The sequence below is a fragment of the Pseudomonadota bacterium genome (assembly GCA_010028905.1).
Taxonomy (GTDB): Bacteria; Vulcanimicrobiota; Xenobia; order RGZZ01; family RGZZ01; genus RGZZ01.
This window is the reverse complement of sequence record RGZZ01000041.1, coordinates 1-19,233: the sequence shown is the minus strand read 5'-3', so window position 1 is coordinate 19,233 and position 19,233 is coordinate 1. Positions and strand designations below refer to the sequence as shown.

Below are 19,233 nucleotides of genomic sequence, written 5' to 3'. Positions count from 1 at the left end.
CCGCGTTGCGAGAGAGGCCCCCGACGTCCGACGCCGCACGTGCGTCTTTCCGGCGGGGGCCTCTCTCGCAACGCGGTCAGCTGGCGATCTTGACGCGCTCGATGGTCATCTGGCCGTCGAGCCATCGCACGACGCCGACGTAGGGGCGCCCCTGCCCGTCAAACAGGTCGCGTGGTCGCACGATCTGATCGGGTGTCGTGTAGAGGATGCGCCCCTGCGCGATGAGTCGCTTGACATCGGACTCGAGCTTCTGCTCTGCTTCGCCGGACCGCACCAGCGCCGAGCCCGACAGCGGGGTCGAGACGCGCGCGCCTTCGAAGCGTCCCAGGTCGGCTCCCCGGAGCACGGTCTCGATGGCGGCGACCGGTCTCGAGGCGGTCTCGAGGGTGACCTTCGTCGGGTCGAAGTCTTCGGGGAGGATCTTTCGCGCTTTGAACACAGACGCGATGAGACTCGTGTTCGTGCCTTCGTGGTAGCGGCGGTCGGCGGCCACCAGCGCGGCGGCCATGTCTTTGAACGTGAAGTCGCCGGTGGGGGCGGTCTTCATCAGCGAGGCATACAGCGCCAGCACGTCCTGGCCTGTTCGCTCGAGGGCGGCGTCGGCCGACATCCCCTCGTGCTGGTGGCGTGCGTTGATGCCCGCCATCACGTCATACACCGCTCCCGTGAACAGACGCGAGAAGTTGTGGAACTCGCTGCCCAGCTGGCTGGGGTCTTTCGGGTTCGAGGGCAGCGTCGATGGGTTCTGCCACGTCAGCGCGTTCAGTGCCGTGCGTGTGTAGTCGCCGCCGGTGGCGTTTCGCCCCGTGGCATGGTTGATGGCCACGCCGAGTTCCTCTCCCACGTTCGCGATCACGTTGGGCTTCGTGAGGTCGCCCCCGGTCTGCTCGATGGCCTTGGCGCGCGATCGCGCGTCGAGCAGGCTCATGATGATGGCGGTGACGTCGCCGAACGATTCGTGGAAGGCGCCTGCGTCTGATGACCACGCGCTGAAGTAGTCGGGGCGCATGGCGTCGAGGATGGCGTGCCCCACCTCGTGGGCCACGACCTCGCCGGATCCGGCCGAGAACAAGAGCCGGTTGGTCACCTTGTCCGTGGCGTGGAAGAAGTTCAGGCTCGCGTCGTCTCGCGCGTAGTACGCGTTGAGATCGTCACCCTGGTCCGGGTGGATGCCGAGTCTCGCGCCGCCGAACGCCCAGGGGATCTTCGTGCCGAATGCGCCCGCGAACGTCTCCACGGTCTTGGCGGCCGTGGCGAAGGCCTGGGTCGCCGGAAGCTCGATGGACGCGGGCCCGTAGACGTATGCGCCGTTCACGGGCTTCGGCTTGTGGTCTCTCAGCTCGACCTGGTCTGTGAACACGCCGCCCTTCACGCCGTGAACGATCGTGGTCGACGGCGGCATCACGTACTGATCCTGCATCTGGAAGCTGAATGCCACGTCGCCCTTCGGGGCGGGATCCCACGGCCACATGGCGGTGATCTCGGAGCCTCCCAGGTGCAGGCCCGTCGTGGGATCGGAGGACAGGGGGGTCGATGGCCCAGCGCTGCTGGCAGCGCTCGACGTGGTTTCGAGAAAACGGGCGGTGGCGGGTGCGGACAGCTGGATGTTCACGGGCGGCTCCTCCGGCTCTGGTGTGCGGTGCCGTGGCGCTTTCTCTCGTCAGCGCGGGCGCCGTGCCACCAGCATACGGGGGTATCACGTGACAATCGAGTACCGGGGGAGTACCAGACGTCTCAGGCCGTGGGCTGTGGCTCGCGCATCGAGATGGCCTTGTGGAGGCCAGCGAGTGCATCCATCTCGCCGTAGCCCTGGGCGAAGTGGTCGTAGCTGCTCAGGGGGTGCGAGGTCTCGGCGACGATCTGCTGCACCTGGGTCACGTTGAGCGACGGGTTCGCCTCGAGCCAGGTGGCGATGACCCCTGCGGCGATGGGGGAGGCGAACGATGTCCCGTTGGAGCGCGTGTACCCGCCGCGCACGGTTCCCACCACCACGTTGGCCCCCGGGGTGGCGACGTCGGGCTTGAGCTCGCCGTGATCGCCGGGGCCGCGGCTCGAGAAGGAGGCGATGCGGTCATCGTCACGCTTGCGCGTGCCCCGGGCATCGAAGGCGGCCACCGTCACCACGTGGGGGTAGGACGCGATGGTGTGCAGCGACCTGGGTCTCGGGCCGTCGTTCGACGCCGCGGCCACGGGGATGATGCCCGCATCCGCGGCCCGCTCGAGGGCCTGGAGCACGGGCTGGTGCGCGGCCACGTTGGGGTCATCGAGGAAGAACGACATGTTCAGGACGCGGATGTTGTATCGCGCCTTGTTCTCTACGGCCCAGTCGATGGCCTTGACCACGTTCGCGGCCCAGGCCATGCCGTCAGACCCCACGGCCTTCAGGCTGATCACGTTGGCGCCGGGCGCCGATCCGATGGCCTGTCCCGCGGTGCCGTCGCCCGCGGCGACCGTCGCCACGGCCGTGCCATGGCCTTCATCGTCGTAGGCGTGGGCGGGGTCTGCGTCATCGGGCGGCGTGCTGCCGGCGTGAACGAAGTCCTTGAAGGCGACGAGGCGGCTGCGGAAATCCGGGTGCGGCCCCGCCCCCGTGTCGAGGATGGCGATGCCGATGCCTTTGCCCGTGAAGCCCTCCTTCCAGACCTGCGGCGCGTCGAGGGTGTCGATCTGGACAGCCACCGGCGCGGCGGTGGTTGCCGCGGCGTCGTGTGTGGCGTCGGAAGCGGCGGCGGGGGGGATCGCCGCCGCGGGCATGGGAGTGCGCTGCAGGCGCGAGGGGAGGGCGAGGGAAGCGTTCATCGGGGGGATGCTCCTGGTGAGGTGTGACGGCTGTCGAGGCGCATCTTACCTGCACCGACGTCCCGAGGTCTGCGCTGTGATGTTAACATCGCTCCGACTGTTCCGACCGGTCGCCTCTCAGAGGCCGCAGAGCCGAGCGCCACGGGCTCTTGCAGGGGGCGCTTGCCGCATCGGTAAACTCTCGACCCATGCAACCCACCAACGATCTGCTGCAAGAGAACCTGGGGCGCGTGTACAGCGCGGTCTCTCCAGGAGAGCTCGAGCGGGCCTACGACGTCTGGGCCGCCACCTATGACCACGACATGACCGAGGATCTGGGCTGGGGCGGTCCGGAGGAGGCGGCGAAGGTTCTTGCCGAGCGCGTCTCGATCGCGGCGCCGGTGCTCGACTTCGGCGCCGGCACCGGACTCGTGGGCCAGTCGCTGCACGCGCGGGGATTCACCCGCGTGTCCGCCGCCGACCTGTCACGCGAGATGTTGGCCCGCGCGGAGGCTCGCGGGGTGTACGCATCGCTCCATCAGGTGCGGGCCGATGCGCTGCTACCGTTCGGCGACGACCAGTTCGAGGGGCTCGTCTCGGTCGGGGTGCTGACCCAGGCGCACGCCGCGCCGGATTGCATGCGCGAGTGGGTGCGGGTGGTTCGTCCGGGGGGCGTTGTGGTGTTCACGCTGCGGCCCGACCTGGCCGAGGAGCTGGGATATGCACCCATGGCGCGCGCGCTCGAGCAAGAGGGGCGCTGGGGTAAGGAGCACGAGAGCGCTGACCTCGAGGGCTTCCGACGGCTGCAGTCAAAGCCATATCACGTGCTGACCTATCGCGTGCGCTGACGCCCGCGCGCCCTGAGCGTAGCTTCAAGGTGCCTCCGCGCTTCGCGCGGAGGATTTTGGGGGGACAGCCCTAACATGAGGCCGTCCATCCAGACGCAGCGCGTCATTCGCGCGCCCTTCACACTTCCCCACGGAGGCCTGTCATGATCCACTTCTCCAACGTCACCAAGTCGTTCGGCGGACGCGCGCTGTATGCCGGCGCCTCGTTCCAGGCCAACCCGGGGGAGAAGATCGGTCTCGTCGGGCCGAACGGCGCCGGCAAGTCGACGGTGTTTCGCATCATCACGGGTCAGGAGGGCATCGAAGACGGGCACGTGTCGGTGCCGACGAAGATCCGCATCGGGTACTTCTCGCAGGATGTGGGCGAGATGAGCGGTCGCTCGGCGCTGCAAGAGGTGCTCGACGGGGCCGGTCCCATCAGCCGCCTGGCGGCCGAGATCGCCGAGCTCGAGGCGAAGCTCTCCGAGCCGCTCGACGACGACGAGATGCAGCGCGTGCTCGACCGCTACGGCGACGTGCGCCATGACTTCGAGACGGCGGGAGGTTACGAGGTCGAGACCCAGGCCGAGGCCATCCTGACGGGGCTGGGCATTCCGAAAGAAGATCAGAACCACGCCGTCGAGACCTTCAGCGGCGGGTGGAAGATGCGCATCGCCATGGCGCGCATATTGGTGCAGAACCCGGACGTGCTGCTCATGGACGAGCCCACCAACCACCTCGATCTCGAGTCTATCATCTGGCTCGAGGACTGGGTGCGCCGCTACGAGGGCACCCTCATCCTCACAAGCCACGACCGCGAGTTCATGAACCGCGTGGTGACCAAGATCATCGAGGTGAACTACGCCACCATCACCACCTTCGGTGGCAACTACGACTTCTACGAGCGCGAGCGCAACATCCGCAACGAGCAGCAGGCCTCTGCGCACAAGCGCCAGCAAGACATGCTCGCCAAGGAGGAGAACTTCATCGCCCGCTTCGCCGCTCGCGCGTCGCACGCGTCGCAGGTGCAGTCGCGGGTGAAGAAGCTCGAGAAGATCGAGCGCATCGAGCTTCCGGAAGAGCAGCGCACCGTGCGCTTCGAGTTCCCCAAGCCTCCCCGAAGCGGTGAAGACGTGGTGAAGCTCAATGGCGTTGGCAAGGTGTGGCCGCGCCCCGACGGCTCCGACAAGCGCGTGCTCAGCGACGTGAACGCCATGGTGAAGCGCCTCGACAAGGTGGCGGTGGTGGGGGTGAACGGCGCGGGCAAGTCGACGCTGCTCAAGATGATCGCCCAGGCCACCGAGCCCACCGATGGCAGCGCGGCGCTGGGGTCGAGCGTGAACATGGGCTACTTCAGCCAGAACGCCCTCGATCGCCTCGATCCGAGCAAGACGGTCTTCGAGCAGGTATACGAGGCCATGCCCTCCGCCACCGTGGGCCAGGTGCGCGCGCTGCTGGGGTGCTTCCTGTTCAGCGGCGACGACGTGCACAAGAAGATCTCGGTGCTCTCCGGCGGCGAGAAGAGCCGCGTGGTGCTGGCCATGATCCTCTCGAGCCCGGTGAACCTGCTGGTGCTCGACGAACCCACGAACCACCTCGACATGGGCTCGCGCGAGGTGCTGCTCGACGCCCTCTGCGAGTTCGAGGGCACCATTCTGCTGGTGAGCCACGATCGCCACTTCCTCAAGCAGGTCTCGAACCGCGTCTTCAAGATCGGCGACGGTGGCCTGCGCGCCTTCGAGGGCTCATACGCCGAGTTCGTTACTTCTGAACAGGGCGACGCGCGGGCGCGCTGAAGCCGCCCGCAGGCGCTCGCCTTGTCCGTGTGGCGTTCGACGCGCGGGCGCGCTGAAGCCGCCCGCAGGCGCTCGCCCTGTCCGTGTGGCGTTCGGCGCGCGGGCGCGCTGAGCGGGATTCAGCGGGCCCCACCGCCAATCTCTCAGGCATGCTGAACGCGATTCGCTCTACCTTGCTCGGGCTGCTGAGCCTGCGCTACGACATCCACCTTCACCATCTCGACGCCATCAAGGCCCGGGGCACGAAGGGCATCCTGTTCCTGCCCACCCATCCGGCGCTCATCGATCCGGTGATCGTGACCACGTCGCTGATGGCCGATTTCAATCCTCGCCCCTTCGCCGACGCCGACGCCGTCGATCTCCCGGGCATCCGCTGGTTCGCCCAGCAGGTGCGCACCTTCCGCATCCCCACCGTGGCGCGCTACGGCAAGGACGCCGCGTCCAAGATCGAAGAGGTGCTGGCCCAGAGCGTCGAGGCGCTGCGCGCGGGCGACAACGTCATCCTGTATCCCGCCGGCGGCACCCTGCGCAGCCGCAATGAGGTGGTGCGGGGCACCAGCGCGGTCGAGACCATCCTGCGCGAGCTCCCGGATGTGCGCGTCGTGCTGGTGCGCACCCGCGGCCTGTGGGGGTCGAGCTTCTCGCTGCACTGCGGTCGCGACCCGGACATCGCGGCCATTGCAAAGCGCAGCGTGGGCCAACTGCTCTCGAGCGGCATCTTCTTCGCTCCCAAGCGGCGGGTCGACATCACCTTCGAAGAGCCCACCGACTTCCCGCGCGTGGCCGATCGCACCGTCATCAACCCCTGGCTCGAGGCGTGGTACAATGTCGACGCGCCGGCGGCCACCTACGTGCCCTACACCATCTGGGAGCGCGGCGGCGTGCGCGAGATGGCCGATCCGGACTGGGGCGGCGGCCGCGTCAGCGCCGACACGGTGCCCTTCGCGACGCGCCAGCTGGTCGAGGGCAAGCTCAAGGAGCTGAGCGGCGCCAAGACCTTGCACGAAGACGATCTGCTGGCCCAGACCCTGGGGCTCGACAGCCTGGTGCGGGCCGACCTCATGGTGTGGCTCGAGTCCGAGTTCGGCTTTCCCCAGGGCAACACCGACTCGCTGCGCACGGTGGCCGACGTGCTTCTTGCCGCCACCGGCGAGGCCATGGCCCGCGCCGAGGTGTGGGTGCATCCCCCGCCGGCGCACTGGTTCAAGGCCGAGAGCGACCGCAAGCTTTCGGTGGCGCCGGGCGCGAAGAACATCGCCGAGGCCTTTCTTGCCCAGGCGGCCCGGGCACCGGGCAGCGCCATCGTGGCCGATACCGTCAGCGGGGTGAAGACCTGGAACGATCTCATCACCGGCGTGCTCGCCTTGCGGCCCGCGGTGCAGGCCATGTCCGGCGAGCGCGTGGGCATCATGCTGCCCGCCACCGTGGCGGCCTGCCTGTCGTACCTCACGGTGCTCTTCGCCGGTCGCACCCCCGTCATGTTCAACTGGACCGTGGGGCGACGAAACCTGCTGCACGGCATTGCGCTCACAGGCACCGAGCGCATCATCACGGTGAAGCCCCTGGTCACGAAGCTCAAGCAGCAGGGCCTCGACCTCACGGGGGTCGAGGAGCGGTTCGTCTATCTCGAGGACATGGGCGCGGCCCTGGGCAAGCTCGACAAGCTGAAGGCGGCGCTGCAGAGCCGTCTGTCGTGGCGCAGCCTGCGCAGCGCCAAGGTGACCGAGACCGCCGCCATTTTGTTCACCAGCGGTTCAGAGAGCCTGCCCAAGGCGGTGCCCCTCACCCACGCGAACATTCTCAGCCAGCTCCACGACGTGCTGGCCATGGTCGAATCGGCGGTGTCGGGACGCGACCGCCTGCTGGCCATGCTGCCGCCGTTCCACTCGTTCGGCCTGTCCGGCAACATGGTGCTGTCGCTGGCCGCAGGCCTGCCGGCCGTGTTCCATGCCAACCCCACCGAGGGGCCGGTGCTCGCCCAGACCCTGGGGGCCTACAAAGCCACCCTGGCGCTGGCCACGCCCACCTTCCTCAACGGCATGCTGCGGGCAGCCAATAAGCAACAGGCGTCGTCGCTGCGCCTGGCGGTGACCGGGGCCGAGGAGTGTCCGCCGCGCCTGTACGACCTGGTGGCTGAGCAGTGCCCGGGGGCGCGCATCCTCGAGGGGTACGGCATCACCGAGTGCTCGCCGGTGGTGGCGCTCAACATCCCCGAAGATCCGCGGCCCAACACCATCGGGCGGCTCTTGAAGAGCCTCGAGCACGTGGTGCTCGATGTCGAGACCCACGCGCCTGTGGGCGACGAGCAGCAGGGCATGCTCATGCTCGCGGGTCCCACTGTCTTCAACGGCTATCTCGGCGAAGCGCCGGATCCGTTCGTCGAGCACGCGGGGCGGCGCTGGTATCGCACCGGCGACCTGGTGACGCGGGCCGCCGATGGGATCTTCACCTTTCGCGGAAGGCTAAAGCGCTTCGTCAAGCTCGGGGGCGAGATGATCTCGCTGCCCGCGGTCGAGTCGGTGCTGCTGAAGGCGTTCCCTGTTTCGGGGAATGACGGTCCTCCGCTGGCGGTGGTGGCCACCGCGGGTGAGCGCCCTGAGCTTGTGCTCTACACGGTGGGCGACATCGATCGTGAGAAGGCGAACGGCGCGCTGCGCGAGGCGGGTCTCTCGGCCCTGCACAACATCCGCCGGGTCGAGCGCATCGAGGCTGTTCCCCTGCTGGGCAGCGGCAAGACCGACTACCGCGCGCTGCAGGCCATGCTCGAGCAGGGGGCGGAGCAGGCGTCGTAGCGGGCGCCTCAGCCTGCGCCGTTGTCGGTTTGCGTCTCACGTGCTCCGATGAGGAGCACGACGAGGGCGGCCAGGGCATACCCCGCCGCGAAGGTATAGGGCGTGGTGTCTGTACCTGCCCAGGGCAGCAGCAGGGCGCCGCCGGGCAGGGGAGAGTGTATGAGCCCGAAGAGCGCGGCCACGGCAGCCAGCCCGAGCACGCCGGCCGCGGCGCGGGGGCGCGCATCGATGAGCAGCGACAGGGTCGCGCCCAGCAGCAGCGATGAGAACACGAAGCCGTTCGACAGCAGGCCCACGGCCTTCCACAGGTCGGCCGCCGGTCCCTGCGGCGTGGCGCCGCCCAGCAGCTGGCCGCCCACGATCTGCAGCAGATCAGCCAGCACGGGAATGAAGCAGAGCGCCACCGCGGGGGCGTGGCGGGTGGGCACGCCGTGGAACGCCTGCGACGCGATCTCGAGGCCGATGTAGATCAAGATGGGGGTCACCACGACCTCGGGCACGGTGTGCACGGTCCACGCCAGCAGCCCGCACATGCCGCCCACCCCCACGAAGAGGCCCGTGGCCAGGGTGTAGCCGGCCCGCGCGCCCATGCGCTTGTAGGCGGGATGCCCGATGTAGGGGGTGGTCTGCACCACGCCGCCCACGAGTCCGGCGATCAACGTGGAGACGCCCTCGACGGCCACGATCTCTCGCGGATCGTAGTCATCGCCCGCGGCCGCGGCGGACGCGGTGTTGTCGATGCCGCCCACCACGGTGGCCAGGGCGAAGGGCAGGGCCAGGGGCAGGTAGGGGAGCGCAGCACTCAAGCCGTTCAAGAATCCGAGGGTGGGGAGGGGCAGGGTGAGGGCGAAGCCTGTCGCGCCTTCGGTCGTGGCCGGCCCGATGAGCCCCACGGCTGTCACGCAGGCGTACAGCGTGGCGCTCGCCGCCACCACGACCAGAACGGGTGGAACCCGCCAGGCGGGTGGGCGCAGCAGCACGAGCAGCGTGGCGAACAGCGCGACGATGCCCACTTCGGGCACGGTCACGAGCTTGAGCACCGGCACGAACGCGATGAGCACGAGGCCGATGGCGCCGAGGGTGCCCAGCATGGCCGCGGGCGGTACGATGTCGCGGATGCGTGTCGCGAACATCGAAACGGCAAGCTTGAAGAGCCCCATGCAAACCATGAGCGCCATGCCTGCGTGCCACGAGAGCATGGCGTCGTGGGTGCGCGCGTACACGGGGCCCAGCGCGCCGAAGGTGAGCCCGAACAGCGACACGGTGTCGATGCCCAGCGGCATGGCGGTGACATCGTCGCGACCCGTGCGGCGCGCCAGGCGCACGGCCATGAGGGTGTAGATCGCGTCGCCCACGAGCACCCCGAATGCGGTGCCGGGCAGCATGCGGGTGAGCACGAGATCGGCCGGATAGCCGAACACGTTGATGAGGATGCCGCTGAAGACGATGAGCTGGGCGACGTTGTCGAACGTGAGGCCGAGAGACGCGCTCACGTCTCCGGCGCTTCTCCATGAGGTTCGCATGGGGGGAGGGGATTCTAGAGCGGGTCGCAGGAACCTGCGATTACGATTGTGCGAAGGCTAGGGAAAGCCGACCTTCTGTCGAATCCGGCGGGTCATGCGCCACATTGGAACAGGGTCTTTCCGCGTTTTTTGCGCTGGTGGATTGCTGCTCTTGCTGCTCCTGGCCCTCTCACCCGCCTGGGGTGTCGATGCGCTGGTCGGAACCGTGGTTCGTGTAAACCTCGATCGTACGTTTGACGTCCGCTTCAGCGGGCGCACGCCGGCAGTGGGTGACAGGTTCACGCTCGAGCGTGACGGTGAGGCCATCGGTGAGGTGGTCGTTCGCGCGGTGACCGCGACCCGTGTCAGCGGTGGTCCCAGCGAGGGCTTTCTCGGCTCGCCCAGGCTGGGTGACCGCCTTGTGGTCGAACGGTCTGCGACCCCTGCGGCGGGCGCTTCTGACTGGATTGCCTGGAGCCATCCGGATGCCGGATTCACCATCACAGCCCCGCGTCATCATGAGAGCTTCCGATATGTCGAGAAGCGTGGACCTTTCACCATCACCGAGAACATCGAGAGCTTCACCGACGTAACGCACCGCCTCACCTTCAAGGTCTTGTGGTTCGAGATTCCGGTCGGCTTCCTGGAGAGCGACGTGGCTCGGCAGAACAGTGACGCAGTGCGTCAGGAGCTGAAGAAGCGCGAATATCGTGTGGCGGGTTCACGCCCCCTGGTCTTTCAGGGGATGCAAGGTGTGGAGGGCGATGTGACGCTGACCGACCTCTGGGGACGTATTCGCATCTTCGTCACCGATCGACGTTGGTATCAGCTGTACGTGATCTCCGAGTATCGCGAGGTTCCCCGACGCCCCGCCACGCGCTTCTTCGAGTCGTTTCGACTCTACAGCACCGCAGGCAGACCGCTCAAGGCGCCTCCGACCCAGGCGTCGCGTGGGCGGTTGTGCGATGAGCGGTGACCTCTTCGTCAACGGTCGATTTCAGAGGGGAGAACGTTTTCATGTGGGTTCGTTCGAGCGTGCTGGTCTTGATGCTCTGTCTGGGACTTGTGGGGGGGGCCTGGGCGCAGCAGCAGGGTGCTGATCCCGAGGGCAGCGTGGCGGCCTATGCGTCGTCTGAGGCGACGATTCGAGGCGCGTTTGGTCCAGAAGCCGCAGTCGAGTCTCGTGACATCTTCACCATCGTTCAGAAGGGGAAGCCCATCGGCGAGGCCATGGTGGTGAAGGTGGGCAAGGGCTCTTGCACCCTGCTTCCCAAGGGCACCCTCAAGGGGACGCCGAGGGTTGGTGATGTGCTGCGTTTCGTGCGTCACGCCGAGATGCCGGTCGATGGGTCAGAGTCGTGGAAGACCTTCACGGCTGAAGAGTTCTCAGTGAGTGTTCCCGCTCCGCTGCAAGGACCAGAATCAAAAAAGGGAACAAACGACGCGGGCAATTCCTACCTCTCTCAGACCTGGGTCTGCAAGGACCTGTCGGATGGTACGGTCTACATGGTTGACGTGTATCACGCCACTGACTTTCGCAAGCTGACCGACGGATCTCACTGGTCTGAGCTCTCGTTCGATGAGTCCATCGCAAACATGGCGAAGGCCCTGAATGGAAAGACCAACTGGATGCGCAAACTCGAAGGGTTCAAGTTCGCGGCGTGTGATTACGAGCTGACTCTGCCTGAAGGCCGCCTTCATCGGGGACGTTACTTCGTGAACCATACGACGGTGTACTCAGCCTATGCCATCACGCACGAGAAGTCGATTCCGACGCGCGCCTGGAAGTTCTTCAACAGCTTCAAGATCACGCCGAAGGAATGAGTTCGAACGCCATCTTCTCGCGCGGCGTGGGCTGCAATCTCGTTTCAGGCCACTGTCACGAGCCTGGCGCGCTGGCGCGTTCAAAACAACTGGAGGACGGTTTGCATGACGGGAGTGATACTGGGGTTCCTGGCCTGGTTTGTCGTGCGCTGCCTGCTCAACGGGTTCTACTCGGTGGAGCAGAACGAGCGCGCGGTCAAGACGGTGTGGGGGCGCGCCGAACGCCTCGAGGAAAGGGGCAGCCCGCCGGATCCCGCTCTCTCGCCAGACGAGGCGGAGCGCTACGCCTACCCGCGCGTGCGGGTGATCCCGCCGGGTGGGCCGTACTTCCGCTGGCCCTGGGAGAGCGTCTACAAGGCCTCGGTGGCCACCGAGACGGTGAGCCTCGGGTATGACCCGGAGAACCCATCGGCCAACCGCGGCGGGCAGATTCTCGAGGCCGTGACCAAGGACCAGCTGAACACCGAGCTGTCGGGGCAGATACGCTTCACCGTCTCAGAGAGCAACCTCTACGCGTTTCTCTTCGGCATCAAGAACCCGCGGGCCCACATCATGGGCTACATCCACGCCGTGCTGCGTGAGCGCATTGCCAACTTCGAGTCGCCCCAGGCTGACGATGACAACATCGGCGCCATCTCCATCAACGATCTGCGCAAGAACCTCCGTCTCCTCAACGAGCACATGGAGCATGAGACCAGCGTGTCCGAGGCGCGCTACGGCATCAAGCTGAACGCCGCCCTGGTGACCGGCATCGACCCTCCGGATGATGTGGAGTCGGCGCTTGCGGCCATCAACACGGCGCACAACCAGGTCTCGTCGGAGATCAGTCTGGCGCGGGCCGCGGCCGATCAGAAGATCGTGCAGTCGAGACGCGCGGTCGAGATCGAGACCCTGAAAGCGCAGGCCGAGGTCGAGCCTCTGCGCGCCATGGCCGACCAGCTCGAAGGGCTCCAGCAGAGCGGGCCGAACGCGGTGCCCAACTACGTGCGCAACCTCCGCCTGGGCCTCATCGAAAAAGCCGGCCGCGTGGTTCTGGAGGTGGAGTCATGAACGAATTCATCTTCACCCTCATCGCGCTGTTCATTCTCGAGCCTGTCCTTGCCGGGCTGCTCGCGTGGATGGGGCTGTTCGTCGTGGTGCACGAGCGTGAGGCCGTGGTCTACACGTTCTCCGGTCAGATCATCGGAATCATCGACGAGCCGGGCGCGCACATCCCGTTTCTCGAGCTGGGCCCTCGGGCATTGCTGGTCGGCCTCATGGGACGCCGTCACGTTGTGGACATGCGCCTCGACCAGGAGTACCTGCGCAGCCAGCCGGTGAACTCCGAGGAAGGCGCCCCCATGGGCATCGGCGTGTGGTACGAGATGTACATCAGCGATCCGCTGGCCTACCTCTTCAAGAACGTGAATCCCCGCGGCTCGCTTGCGGCCAACGTCAGCAGCGCCACGGTGCGGTGCCTGTCGAACATGAAGCTGTCTGACATGCTCGAGAACCGCCACGCCATGAGCCGCACGGTGCGCGCCGAGGTCTCGCCGCACTCGCACGAGTGGGGGTATCTGCTCGGCTCGGTCTACGTGCGAAAGGTGCACTTTCGCGACAAGGTGATGATTCGCCAGATCGAGGAGAAGGTCACCAATCGGCTGCGCCAGGTGACGAGCTCCATCAGCCAGGACGGCGCCAACCAGGTCAGTCTCATCACCAGCACGGCGGAGCGCGAAGCGTCGGTGGAGTTCGGCCGGGCAGCGGCCATTCGTCCCCAGATCGTGGGCGCGGCCTTGCAGGAGATCTCTCAGCGCGACCCGCAGGTGGCCGACGCGCTGTTCGACATCCTCGAGATCCAGCGCCTGCTGGCCAGCAACGCCTCGCTCCTGCTCATCCCGAAAGGGGGGCGCACCGATCCGTTCGTGGGCTACCTTGCCGCCAGCACGTCGAACGACCGTCCGGGAGGCGGCCCGATTCCCCCGAAGAGGCCTTGATGATTCGTCGTTTCCTTCGTCTCGTATCGGTCATCGTCTTCATCGCGGCCGTCTGCGCGCTGCGCTGCGGCGAGGCTGGGGCCCAGTCGCCCGAGCCCGCCGCGTCATCCTCGGCTGGCTCCAGCGCGAAGGCTGCCGGCACGCCGTCCCCCCTTCACTTTTCCACAACCTTCGGCAAGCCCGCCGCTGTGCCGTCTGCCGCGCCTTCCGGCGGGCCTGGGGCCGCGCCCTCTTCAGCGCCTGTCGTTCCTGCCACGGGGCCCACGCCCATTCCCATCTCCATCGTTGTCGAGAAGGCAGAATCCACGCGGTCGACGCTCGAGAAGATGCGTGTCGAGCTCGGCGAGGACACCGAGCTCAATGGCATCGAGAGCGAGCTTCGGCTCCTGCGCGAGAACATCCGTCTGTTCCACGGGCACGTCGAAGAGACCACGCGTCGCGATCCCTCATTTGACACCGTTCAGGTGCTGATCGTCGATCTGCGTTCGATGTGCGCCAATCTCGAGGTCTGGCAGCGCGCGCTCACGGCTCGACTCACGCTGCTTGACGCGGACAAGCAGAAGCTGTCTCAGATGGCGGTGCTCTGGCAGGTCACCTTGCGCTCGATGCTCGACGGTTCGGCACCTTCCGACGTTCTCGACAACGTGCGGTCGGTCTGCCTGCTCATCTCGAACACCCAGGAGCAGGCGGAGAAGTGGATGCGTCATACCCTGTCGATGCAGAACCAGCTCTCTGAGACCGACTCTCTCTACGAAGATCTCAGCAGCCGCCTTCTCAGCAACAGCCGACAAGCGGCAAAGCGCCTGCTGGTTCGTGACACCATGCCCATCTGGGGCTCGGGTGCATTCTCGGTGGAGGGAGGGCTGAACCAGGTCTGGCTGGCGATGGCCTCACGCGTCGACCTCATTGTGACCTACGCAATCACCCACCGTCAGTCGCTCTTCGGGCACGCGGTCGTGATCCTGTTTCTCTTCCTGCTCACACGCTTCGCACAGCGCGCTTTCGATCGCGAGGACGTCAGCGGGAGCACGACGCTGGCCGCGGTTCGCAATCCGCTTGCCACCGCGGTCATCATGTCGCTGCTCGCCGTGGCAGCGCTCTACCCGGCGCCTCCACGCCTCTTCTCGTTCCTGTTCATGGTCATGGGCCTCGTGAGCGCCATCGTCGTTGTTCGGCCCGTTCTCGACACGCGCTTGCACGTGGCGCTGTACCTGCTGATCGGCTCGAGCACCTTTGACGTGATGCGAAACCTCACGCTGTCGGCGATGGGCGCGTTTCGCTTTGTGCTCACCATCGAGCAGCTGATGCTCATCTGCTTTGCCATCTGGCTGCTCCGCTCTGGTCGGCTCGAAGCCGTCAAGCCCACGCAGCCATCGGCGGTTCGCTTCCTGCGCACGATGACGTGGTACTTGCTGCTGGGGGTGTCCTGTGCCACGGCTGCCAATGTCACGGGGCTCACAAATCTGAGCCGCTATCTCATGAATCTTGCCATCGCGCCTGTCTACCTCGGATTTCTCTTCAGCGTGGCGCTCGTTCTTCTCGATACGCTTGTGCTCTACGTGACGATGGTGCCGCCGCTGGTGCGTCTGGGCGCGGTGGTGCACCATCGAAAGAGCCTGATCAAGGGAACGCACTACCTGTTCGGGGTGATGGCCCTGTTGCTCTGGCTGCGCCAGCTGGTGCTCCAGACGCCGCTCGAGGGGGCAGTTGAGGGCGCGCTTCGACGCTGGGCGCAGACCGATCTCTGGTGGACGGGCATCACCCCCATCACCATCGTGCTCTTCGTGCTCACGCTCACGGCTGCGTTCGTCTGCTCGAAGGTGATACTCGCGCTTCTCCACCACGACGTCTATCCGCGGCTCTCCTTGCCAAACGGTGTGCCCTTCGCCATCTCCACCGTGCTTCACTACGTGATGGTGCTGGTGGGTTTCTTGCTGGCCCTGGGTGCACTGGGCGTCGACATGACGCGCTTCACCCTGCTGGCCAGCGCCTTTGGCGTGGGTCTCGGCTTCGGTCTGCAGACCATCGTGAACAACCTGGTGAGCGGGCTCATACTGCTGTTCGAGCGTCCGGTCAAGATCGGTGACGTCATCGAGATGGGGAGCAACCGAGGCGTGCTCACCCACATCGGGCTCCGGGCGAGCGTGCTCCACGCGTCAGATGGAAGTGACATCATCCTTCCCAACGGCACCCTGCTGTCGGCCAACGTGGTGAACTACACGTTCGCTGATCAGCAGCGACGTCTCGAGATCGAGGTGCAGATTCCCAACGGGTACGACGCCCAGGCGGTGATGGATCTCCTGGTGAGTGAGGCCAGCAAGGTCGAGAACATCATCAGCGATCCGGCGCCCGCGTGCCTGTTCATCAAGTTCACCGACAAGGCGCTCATCTTGCAGGTGCGCGCCTGGGTGGCGAGCGCCGAGCACTGGGGCGCCACCCGCACCGCGCTCAATCTCGCGGTGTATGGCACCCTGTTGCGCGAAGGGCTCATCTCCGCGCTTCCCCTTCCTTCGCAGAAGGCGGCGCTGGAAGCCGAGGCGAGCGCATCTTCCGCCGACGCGGGGCCTCCCGCCGCCGACGCGATGCCAGGCGCGTCACCGGAGACGAAGTCGAAGTGACGCGTCGGTACACGCGCGCGCTTGCGCTGCTCCTCCTGGCTCTCGTGGTGGCGACGGGGGTCGCCGGCGCTGAGGAATCTCCTCCGCTTGTGCGCGTCCACGAGCGGCACGTGGGGCGCGACGTCGAGCTCGTCGTCGAGAATCTGGTGACCGCTGAGGTCACCGTCACGCTGAGACTCGACGTGGCCGAGAACGTAGAGGCCGATCGTGAACAGCCGCGCACCTTCGTGCTGCCCGGCGCTTCGACGGCGACCGCATTCCGGGTGCTGCTGCCTCGCGATGGGTCACGGTGGCGCTATCACTACCTGTGGAACGTTCGACTCGGAAGCGCAGACGCCCATCCGGATCTGCGGGCTGTGTACCGCCTGCCGTTTGCCGCCGGCCAGCGGTTCAAGGTGCTGCAGGGCTTCGATGGCACCTTCAGCCATCACGGTGCGCAGCGGTATGCGGTCGATTTCCAGATGCCACGCGGCACAGAGGTGAGGGCCGCCCGTGACGGCGAGGTGGTGTACACCATCGATCGCTACACGCGTAGCGCGCCGGACCCCGCGCTGGCCCCCTTCACCAACGAGGTGATCGTGCGCCACTCCGATGGCAGCTGTGCCGAGTATGTGCATCTCCAACGGGGCGGGGTGAATGTGCGCGCGGGGGACCGCGTGCGGGCCGGTGACGTTCTCGGGCGCTCGGGCGACGTGGGGTATGCCAGTGAGCCGCATCTCCACTTCATGGTGTTTCGGCCGATCGACGGGATCGACAGCGAGTCGTTTCCGATGCGCTTCGACGTGGCCGAGAGCGATGACCCCGTGACACCCGTGGAGGGGCGCGTCTACACGGCTCGGTGAACCGGGGGGCGCTCAGCCCCGCTGCACGAGCCGCGTGCCCACGTACTGACCCGCGCGGAAGCGCAGGCCGTCGGCCTCCCCAGGGGGCTTCACCCAGAGCGCCGTGGTCTTGGCGTCGATGGCGGTGCCGGGAGGGAGGCCCGTGGCCACGGGACCGTTGCGAGCGCGAACCGGGTCGCCCCACGTGACGCGCCCCGCGCTGTTCAGGCCGTCGCCGTTCTTGTTGCGGCTGGTGTCGATGTATTGGGGGAGGTTGGCGTAGCCGGGGCCGAGCGCCTGGCGGATGGAATTGCCGTAGGCCTTCTCATCGGCGGTGCTGTGGTAGTTCGACACGTTGCTGCTGAAGCCGTCGGCCTTGTCGATGCCGGCCGACTTGAGCAGGTTCGCCATCTGCGGCCCCTTCATCCACTGCGAGTGGGCGGCGTCGAGAAGAACCTTTGCGTTGGGCGCGTTCTTCTTGTAGGTCTCGAGCGCTTGCTTGATGAGCTGGGGGCTCTTGCCCATGGCCAGCGCATCGGGTTCGAGAACCACAACGGCATTGTGGTTTCCGATGGCCTTGGCGTTGGCTTCCACCCCCCGCAGGTACTGCTGCGCGCTGCGCGCGCCGCCCGCAGACGCACCGCCGTTGTCTCGTCCCGGAACCGAGTACTGCACGAACACCGGCGCCTTGTCACCGGCCGCATTCACCGCGCGCGACACCGCCGCCGCGTCGCCGTTCGGGTTGTTGAGCCAGATTCCGCCGCTGTGCCCATAGGTCGAGAGCCCTGCGTCGCTCGGGTTGTCGAAGATGCGCGTGGCCGGGCGCGTGGCGCCGGTGCCTCTGTGCTCGCTGCTGAACGTGCTTCGCTCATTGCCGGATGTGCTGCGGGCACTGCTGTACGCGCCGCGATCGCTGCTGTACGCGCCGCGATCGCTGCTGTACGCGCCGCGATCGCTGCTGTACGTGCTGCGCGCGCTGCCCTGTCCTTCCCGTGACGCGCCAGCGTCAGGGGCCGGGGGAGGGGAGGCGCTCGCTCCTGCTCCATTGCCCTGCCCGAAGTTCCCCACCGATGGGGCCATCGTCATGCCTGCACCTCTGCCGCCTCCCTGGAAGTTGCCGGCACCGAAGATGCCGTGAAAGAGGTGTGCGAGCTGGGTGAGCGGGTTGGAGGCGCCGTCGGCGGCGCCACGAGGAGCGCTGCCCTGGGTGTGGTGCATCTGGGGCATGGGAGCGTGCGCACGGAATCCGTGCATGGATGCATCTTGCATGATCTGCTTCCTTCGTGCCGGTTCTTCGCTTTCGTGTCTTCATCGTAGGCCGTCGGGGGGCACGGGGAAGCGGTGATGATGTGAACCTTGTTGCCGTTTTCGTCAGACGGTGTGAACAGGTGAGGCTGCGCGGGGGCACGGTTTAATCGTGAGGGCGCTCGAGCCGCGGGCGTCAGGGAGATGTCGGAGAGCTCAGTCGAGCATCTCGGGCGCGAACACCACACGGGATGCGCGCGTGGCGGCGATGGCGGCACGCACGGCGTCTGGCGTGGCGAGGCCGACGAGCGCATCCGCTGTGATAGGATCCGGGGTGTCGACGAGGCCCAGGCTGTGGGCGCACCACCCGATCACGCGTTGCGCGGGCACGCCATCCGCGCGCAGACGGGCCAGGCTGTGCGCGCCGTGTCGCTTGGCGAGGCGCTTCCCGTCACCGTCGTAGACCAGGGGAACGTGCCACCAGCGCGCGTGGGGGAGGCCGAGGGCCCTTGCGACGCGCTGCTGCCGGGCAGCGCTGGGAAGCAGATCGTCGCCTCTCACCACGTCGGTGATTCCATGGCGCGCGTCGTCCACCACCACGGCGAGCTGATAGGAAGGAACGCCTTGTCGCGTCCAGACCACGAGGTCTCCGGCCTCCAGGCCGGGGTCGAACACGTGGTCGCCGAGCAACTGGTCGTGCACCGCTTCGCGACCAGGCTCGACCCGCAGGCGCCAGTTCGCCTGCAGGGTGTCTATGGTGCGGGGCCAGGGAGGCGGTGGGCGCAGCGCCGGCGGGTACCGAGTCTCGCCGTCTTCCGCATGGGGGGCGCTGGCGGCGAGGCGGATCTCCGCGCGCGATCGATCACAGCGGAACAGAAGATCCTGGCGGGCCAGGCTGTCGAGTGCCTCGCGATAGGGTGAGAGGTCGCGCGACTGTATCGCCGGGGGGCCATCCCAGTCCATGCCCAGCCAGCGGAGGTCGTCGAGCGCCGCATCGTGGGCGCCCTCTCGAACGCGTCCCAGATCGAGGTCTTCGAGGCGCATGATGACGCGC

The 19,233-nt window shown here is 66.8% G+C and carries 14 protein-coding genes; 9 read left to right on the top strand and 5 right to left on the bottom strand.

The genetic code is table 11. The annotated features are described in order from the left end of the window. Window positions 1–76 precede the first annotated feature (76 nt). Both EB084_05160 and EB084_05155 read right to left on the bottom strand, forming a co-directional pair. Complete coding sequence (locus tag EB084_05160) at window positions 77–1,612, bottom strand: hypothetical protein (GenBank protein NDD27639.1); 1,536 nt, start codon at window positions 1,610–1,612, stop codon at window positions 77–79. Window positions 1,613–1,734: 122 nt separating this feature from the next. Then, on the bottom strand, window positions 1,735–2,799 hold the full coding sequence (locus tag EB084_05155; GenBank protein ID NDD27638.1) for a hypothetical protein: 1,065 nt from the start codon (window positions 2,797–2,799) through the stop codon (window positions 1,735–1,737). A 188-nt stretch (window positions 2,800–2,987) separates the two neighbouring features. Here EB084_05155 and EB084_05150 point away from each other — a divergent pair, with 188 nt between their 5' ends. From EB084_05150 to EB084_05140, 3 genes are all read left to right on the top strand, one after another. Continuing rightward, window positions 2,988–3,626, top strand: a complete 639-nt coding sequence (locus EB084_05150) for a class I SAM-dependent methyltransferase (GenBank protein NDD27637.1) — start codon at window positions 2,988–2,990, stop codon at window positions 3,624–3,626. 143 nt (window positions 3,627–3,769) lie between these two features. Continuing rightward, window positions 3,770–5,401, top strand: coding sequence for an ABC transporter ATP-binding protein (locus EB084_05145; protein NDD27636.1), 1,632 nt, complete (start codon window positions 3,770–3,772; stop codon window positions 5,399–5,401). Between the two features lie 83 nt (window positions 5,402–5,484). After that, the gene (locus tag EB084_05140) at window positions 5,485–8,193 is read left to right on the top strand and encodes a hypothetical protein (protein ID NDD27635.1); all 2,709 of its coding nucleotides are present in this window, start codon (window positions 5,485–5,487) and stop codon (window positions 8,191–8,193) included. Window positions 8,194–8,201: 8 nt separating this feature from the next. Here EB084_05140 and EB084_05135 read toward each other — a convergent pair whose 3' ends face one another. Continuing rightward, window positions 8,202–9,716 carry an MFS transporter gene (locus tag EB084_05135; GenBank protein NDD27634.1) on the bottom strand — a complete coding sequence of 505 codons (1,515 nt, stop codon included), beginning with the start codon at window positions 9,714–9,716 and terminating at the stop codon, window positions 8,202–8,204. A gap of 142 nt (window positions 9,717–9,858) precedes the next feature. Here EB084_05135 and EB084_05130 point away from each other — a divergent pair, with 142 nt between their 5' ends. The 6 genes from EB084_05130 (at window position 9,859) to EB084_05105 (ending at window position 16,955) form a co-directional block, all read left to right on the top strand. Then, complete coding sequence (locus tag EB084_05130; GenBank protein NDD27633.1) at window positions 9,859–10,671, top strand: hypothetical protein; 813 nt, start codon at window positions 9,859–9,861, stop codon at window positions 10,669–10,671. Between the two features lie 41 nt (window positions 10,672–10,712). Continuing rightward, a complete protein-coding gene (locus EB084_05125) occupies window positions 10,713–11,519 on the top strand; it encodes a hypothetical protein (GenBank protein NDD27632.1) in 807 nt (268 codons plus the stop codon). A gap of 105 nt (window positions 11,520–11,624) precedes the next feature. Further along, the gene (locus EB084_05120) at window positions 11,625–12,569 is read left to right on the top strand and encodes an SPFH domain-containing protein (protein ID NDD27631.1); all 945 of its coding nucleotides are present in this window, start codon (window positions 11,625–11,627) and stop codon (window positions 12,567–12,569) included. Further along, on the top strand, window positions 12,566–13,495 hold the full coding sequence (locus tag EB084_05115; GenBank protein NDD27630.1) for an SPFH/Band 7/PHB domain protein: 930 nt from the start codon (window positions 12,566–12,568) through the stop codon (window positions 13,493–13,495). Before EB084_05120 ends, EB084_05115 begins: the two co-directional genes overlap by 4 nt. Next, entirely contained in the window at window positions 13,495–16,113 is a 2,619-nt protein-coding gene (locus tag EB084_05110) for a hypothetical protein (protein ID NDD27629.1), read from the top strand. Before EB084_05115 ends, EB084_05110 begins: the two co-directional genes overlap by 1 nt. Further along, window positions 16,110–16,955 carry a M23 family metallopeptidase gene (locus EB084_05105; protein NDD27628.1) on the top strand — a complete coding sequence of 282 codons (846 nt, stop codon included), beginning with the start codon at window positions 16,110–16,112 and terminating at the stop codon, window positions 16,953–16,955. The genes EB084_05110 and EB084_05105 overlap by 4 nt, the downstream gene beginning before the upstream one ends. A gap of 12 nt (window positions 16,956–16,967) precedes the next feature. On the opposite strand, the gene EB084_05100 is transcribed toward EB084_05105, so the two are convergent. Together EB084_05100 and EB084_05095 are read right to left on the bottom strand one after the other, a co-directional pair. Then, window positions 16,968–18,203, bottom strand: coding sequence for a hypothetical protein (locus EB084_05100; GenBank protein NDD27627.1), 1,236 nt, complete (start codon window positions 18,201–18,203; stop codon window positions 16,968–16,970). Window positions 18,204–18,395: 192 nt separating this feature from the next. Further along, window positions 18,396–19,233, bottom strand: an 838-nt coding sequence (locus tag EB084_05095) for a tRNA glutamyl-Q(34) synthetase GluQRS (GenBank protein ID NDD27626.1), incomplete at its 5' end; no start/stop codon positions are given.

Bases quoted from the DNA above. Each gene is read 5' to 3' on its own strand.
- EB084_05155 (NDD27638.1), bottom strand. From the start codon at position 2,799: ATGAACGCTTCCCTCGCCCTCCCCTCGCGCCTGCAGCGCACTCCCATG.
- EB084_05150 (NDD27637.1), top strand. From the start codon at position 2,988: ATGCAACCCACCAACGATCTGCTGCAAGAGAACCTGGGGCGCGTGTAC.
- EB084_05145 (NDD27636.1), top strand. From the start codon at position 3,770: ATGATCCACTTCTCCAACGTCACCAAGTCGTTCGGCGGACGCGCGCTG.
- EB084_05135 (NDD27634.1), bottom strand. From the start codon at position 9,716: ATGCGAACCTCATGGAGAAGCGCCGGAGACGTGAGCGCGTCTCTCGGC.
- EB084_05125 (NDD27632.1), top strand. From the start codon at position 10,713: ATGTGGGTTCGTTCGAGCGTGCTGGTCTTGATGCTCTGTCTGGGACTT.
- EB084_05120 (NDD27631.1), top strand. From the start codon at position 11,625: ATGACGGGAGTGATACTGGGGTTCCTGGCCTGGTTTGTCGTGCGCTGC.
- EB084_05115 (NDD27630.1), top strand. From the start codon at position 12,566: ATGAACGAATTCATCTTCACCCTCATCGCGCTGTTCATTCTCGAGCCT.
- EB084_05110 (NDD27629.1), top strand. From the start codon at position 13,495: ATGATTCGTCGTTTCCTTCGTCTCGTATCGGTCATCGTCTTCATCGCG.
- EB084_05100 (NDD27627.1), bottom strand. From the start codon at position 18,203: ATGCAAGATGCATCCATGCACGGATTCCGTGCGCACGCTCCCATGCCC.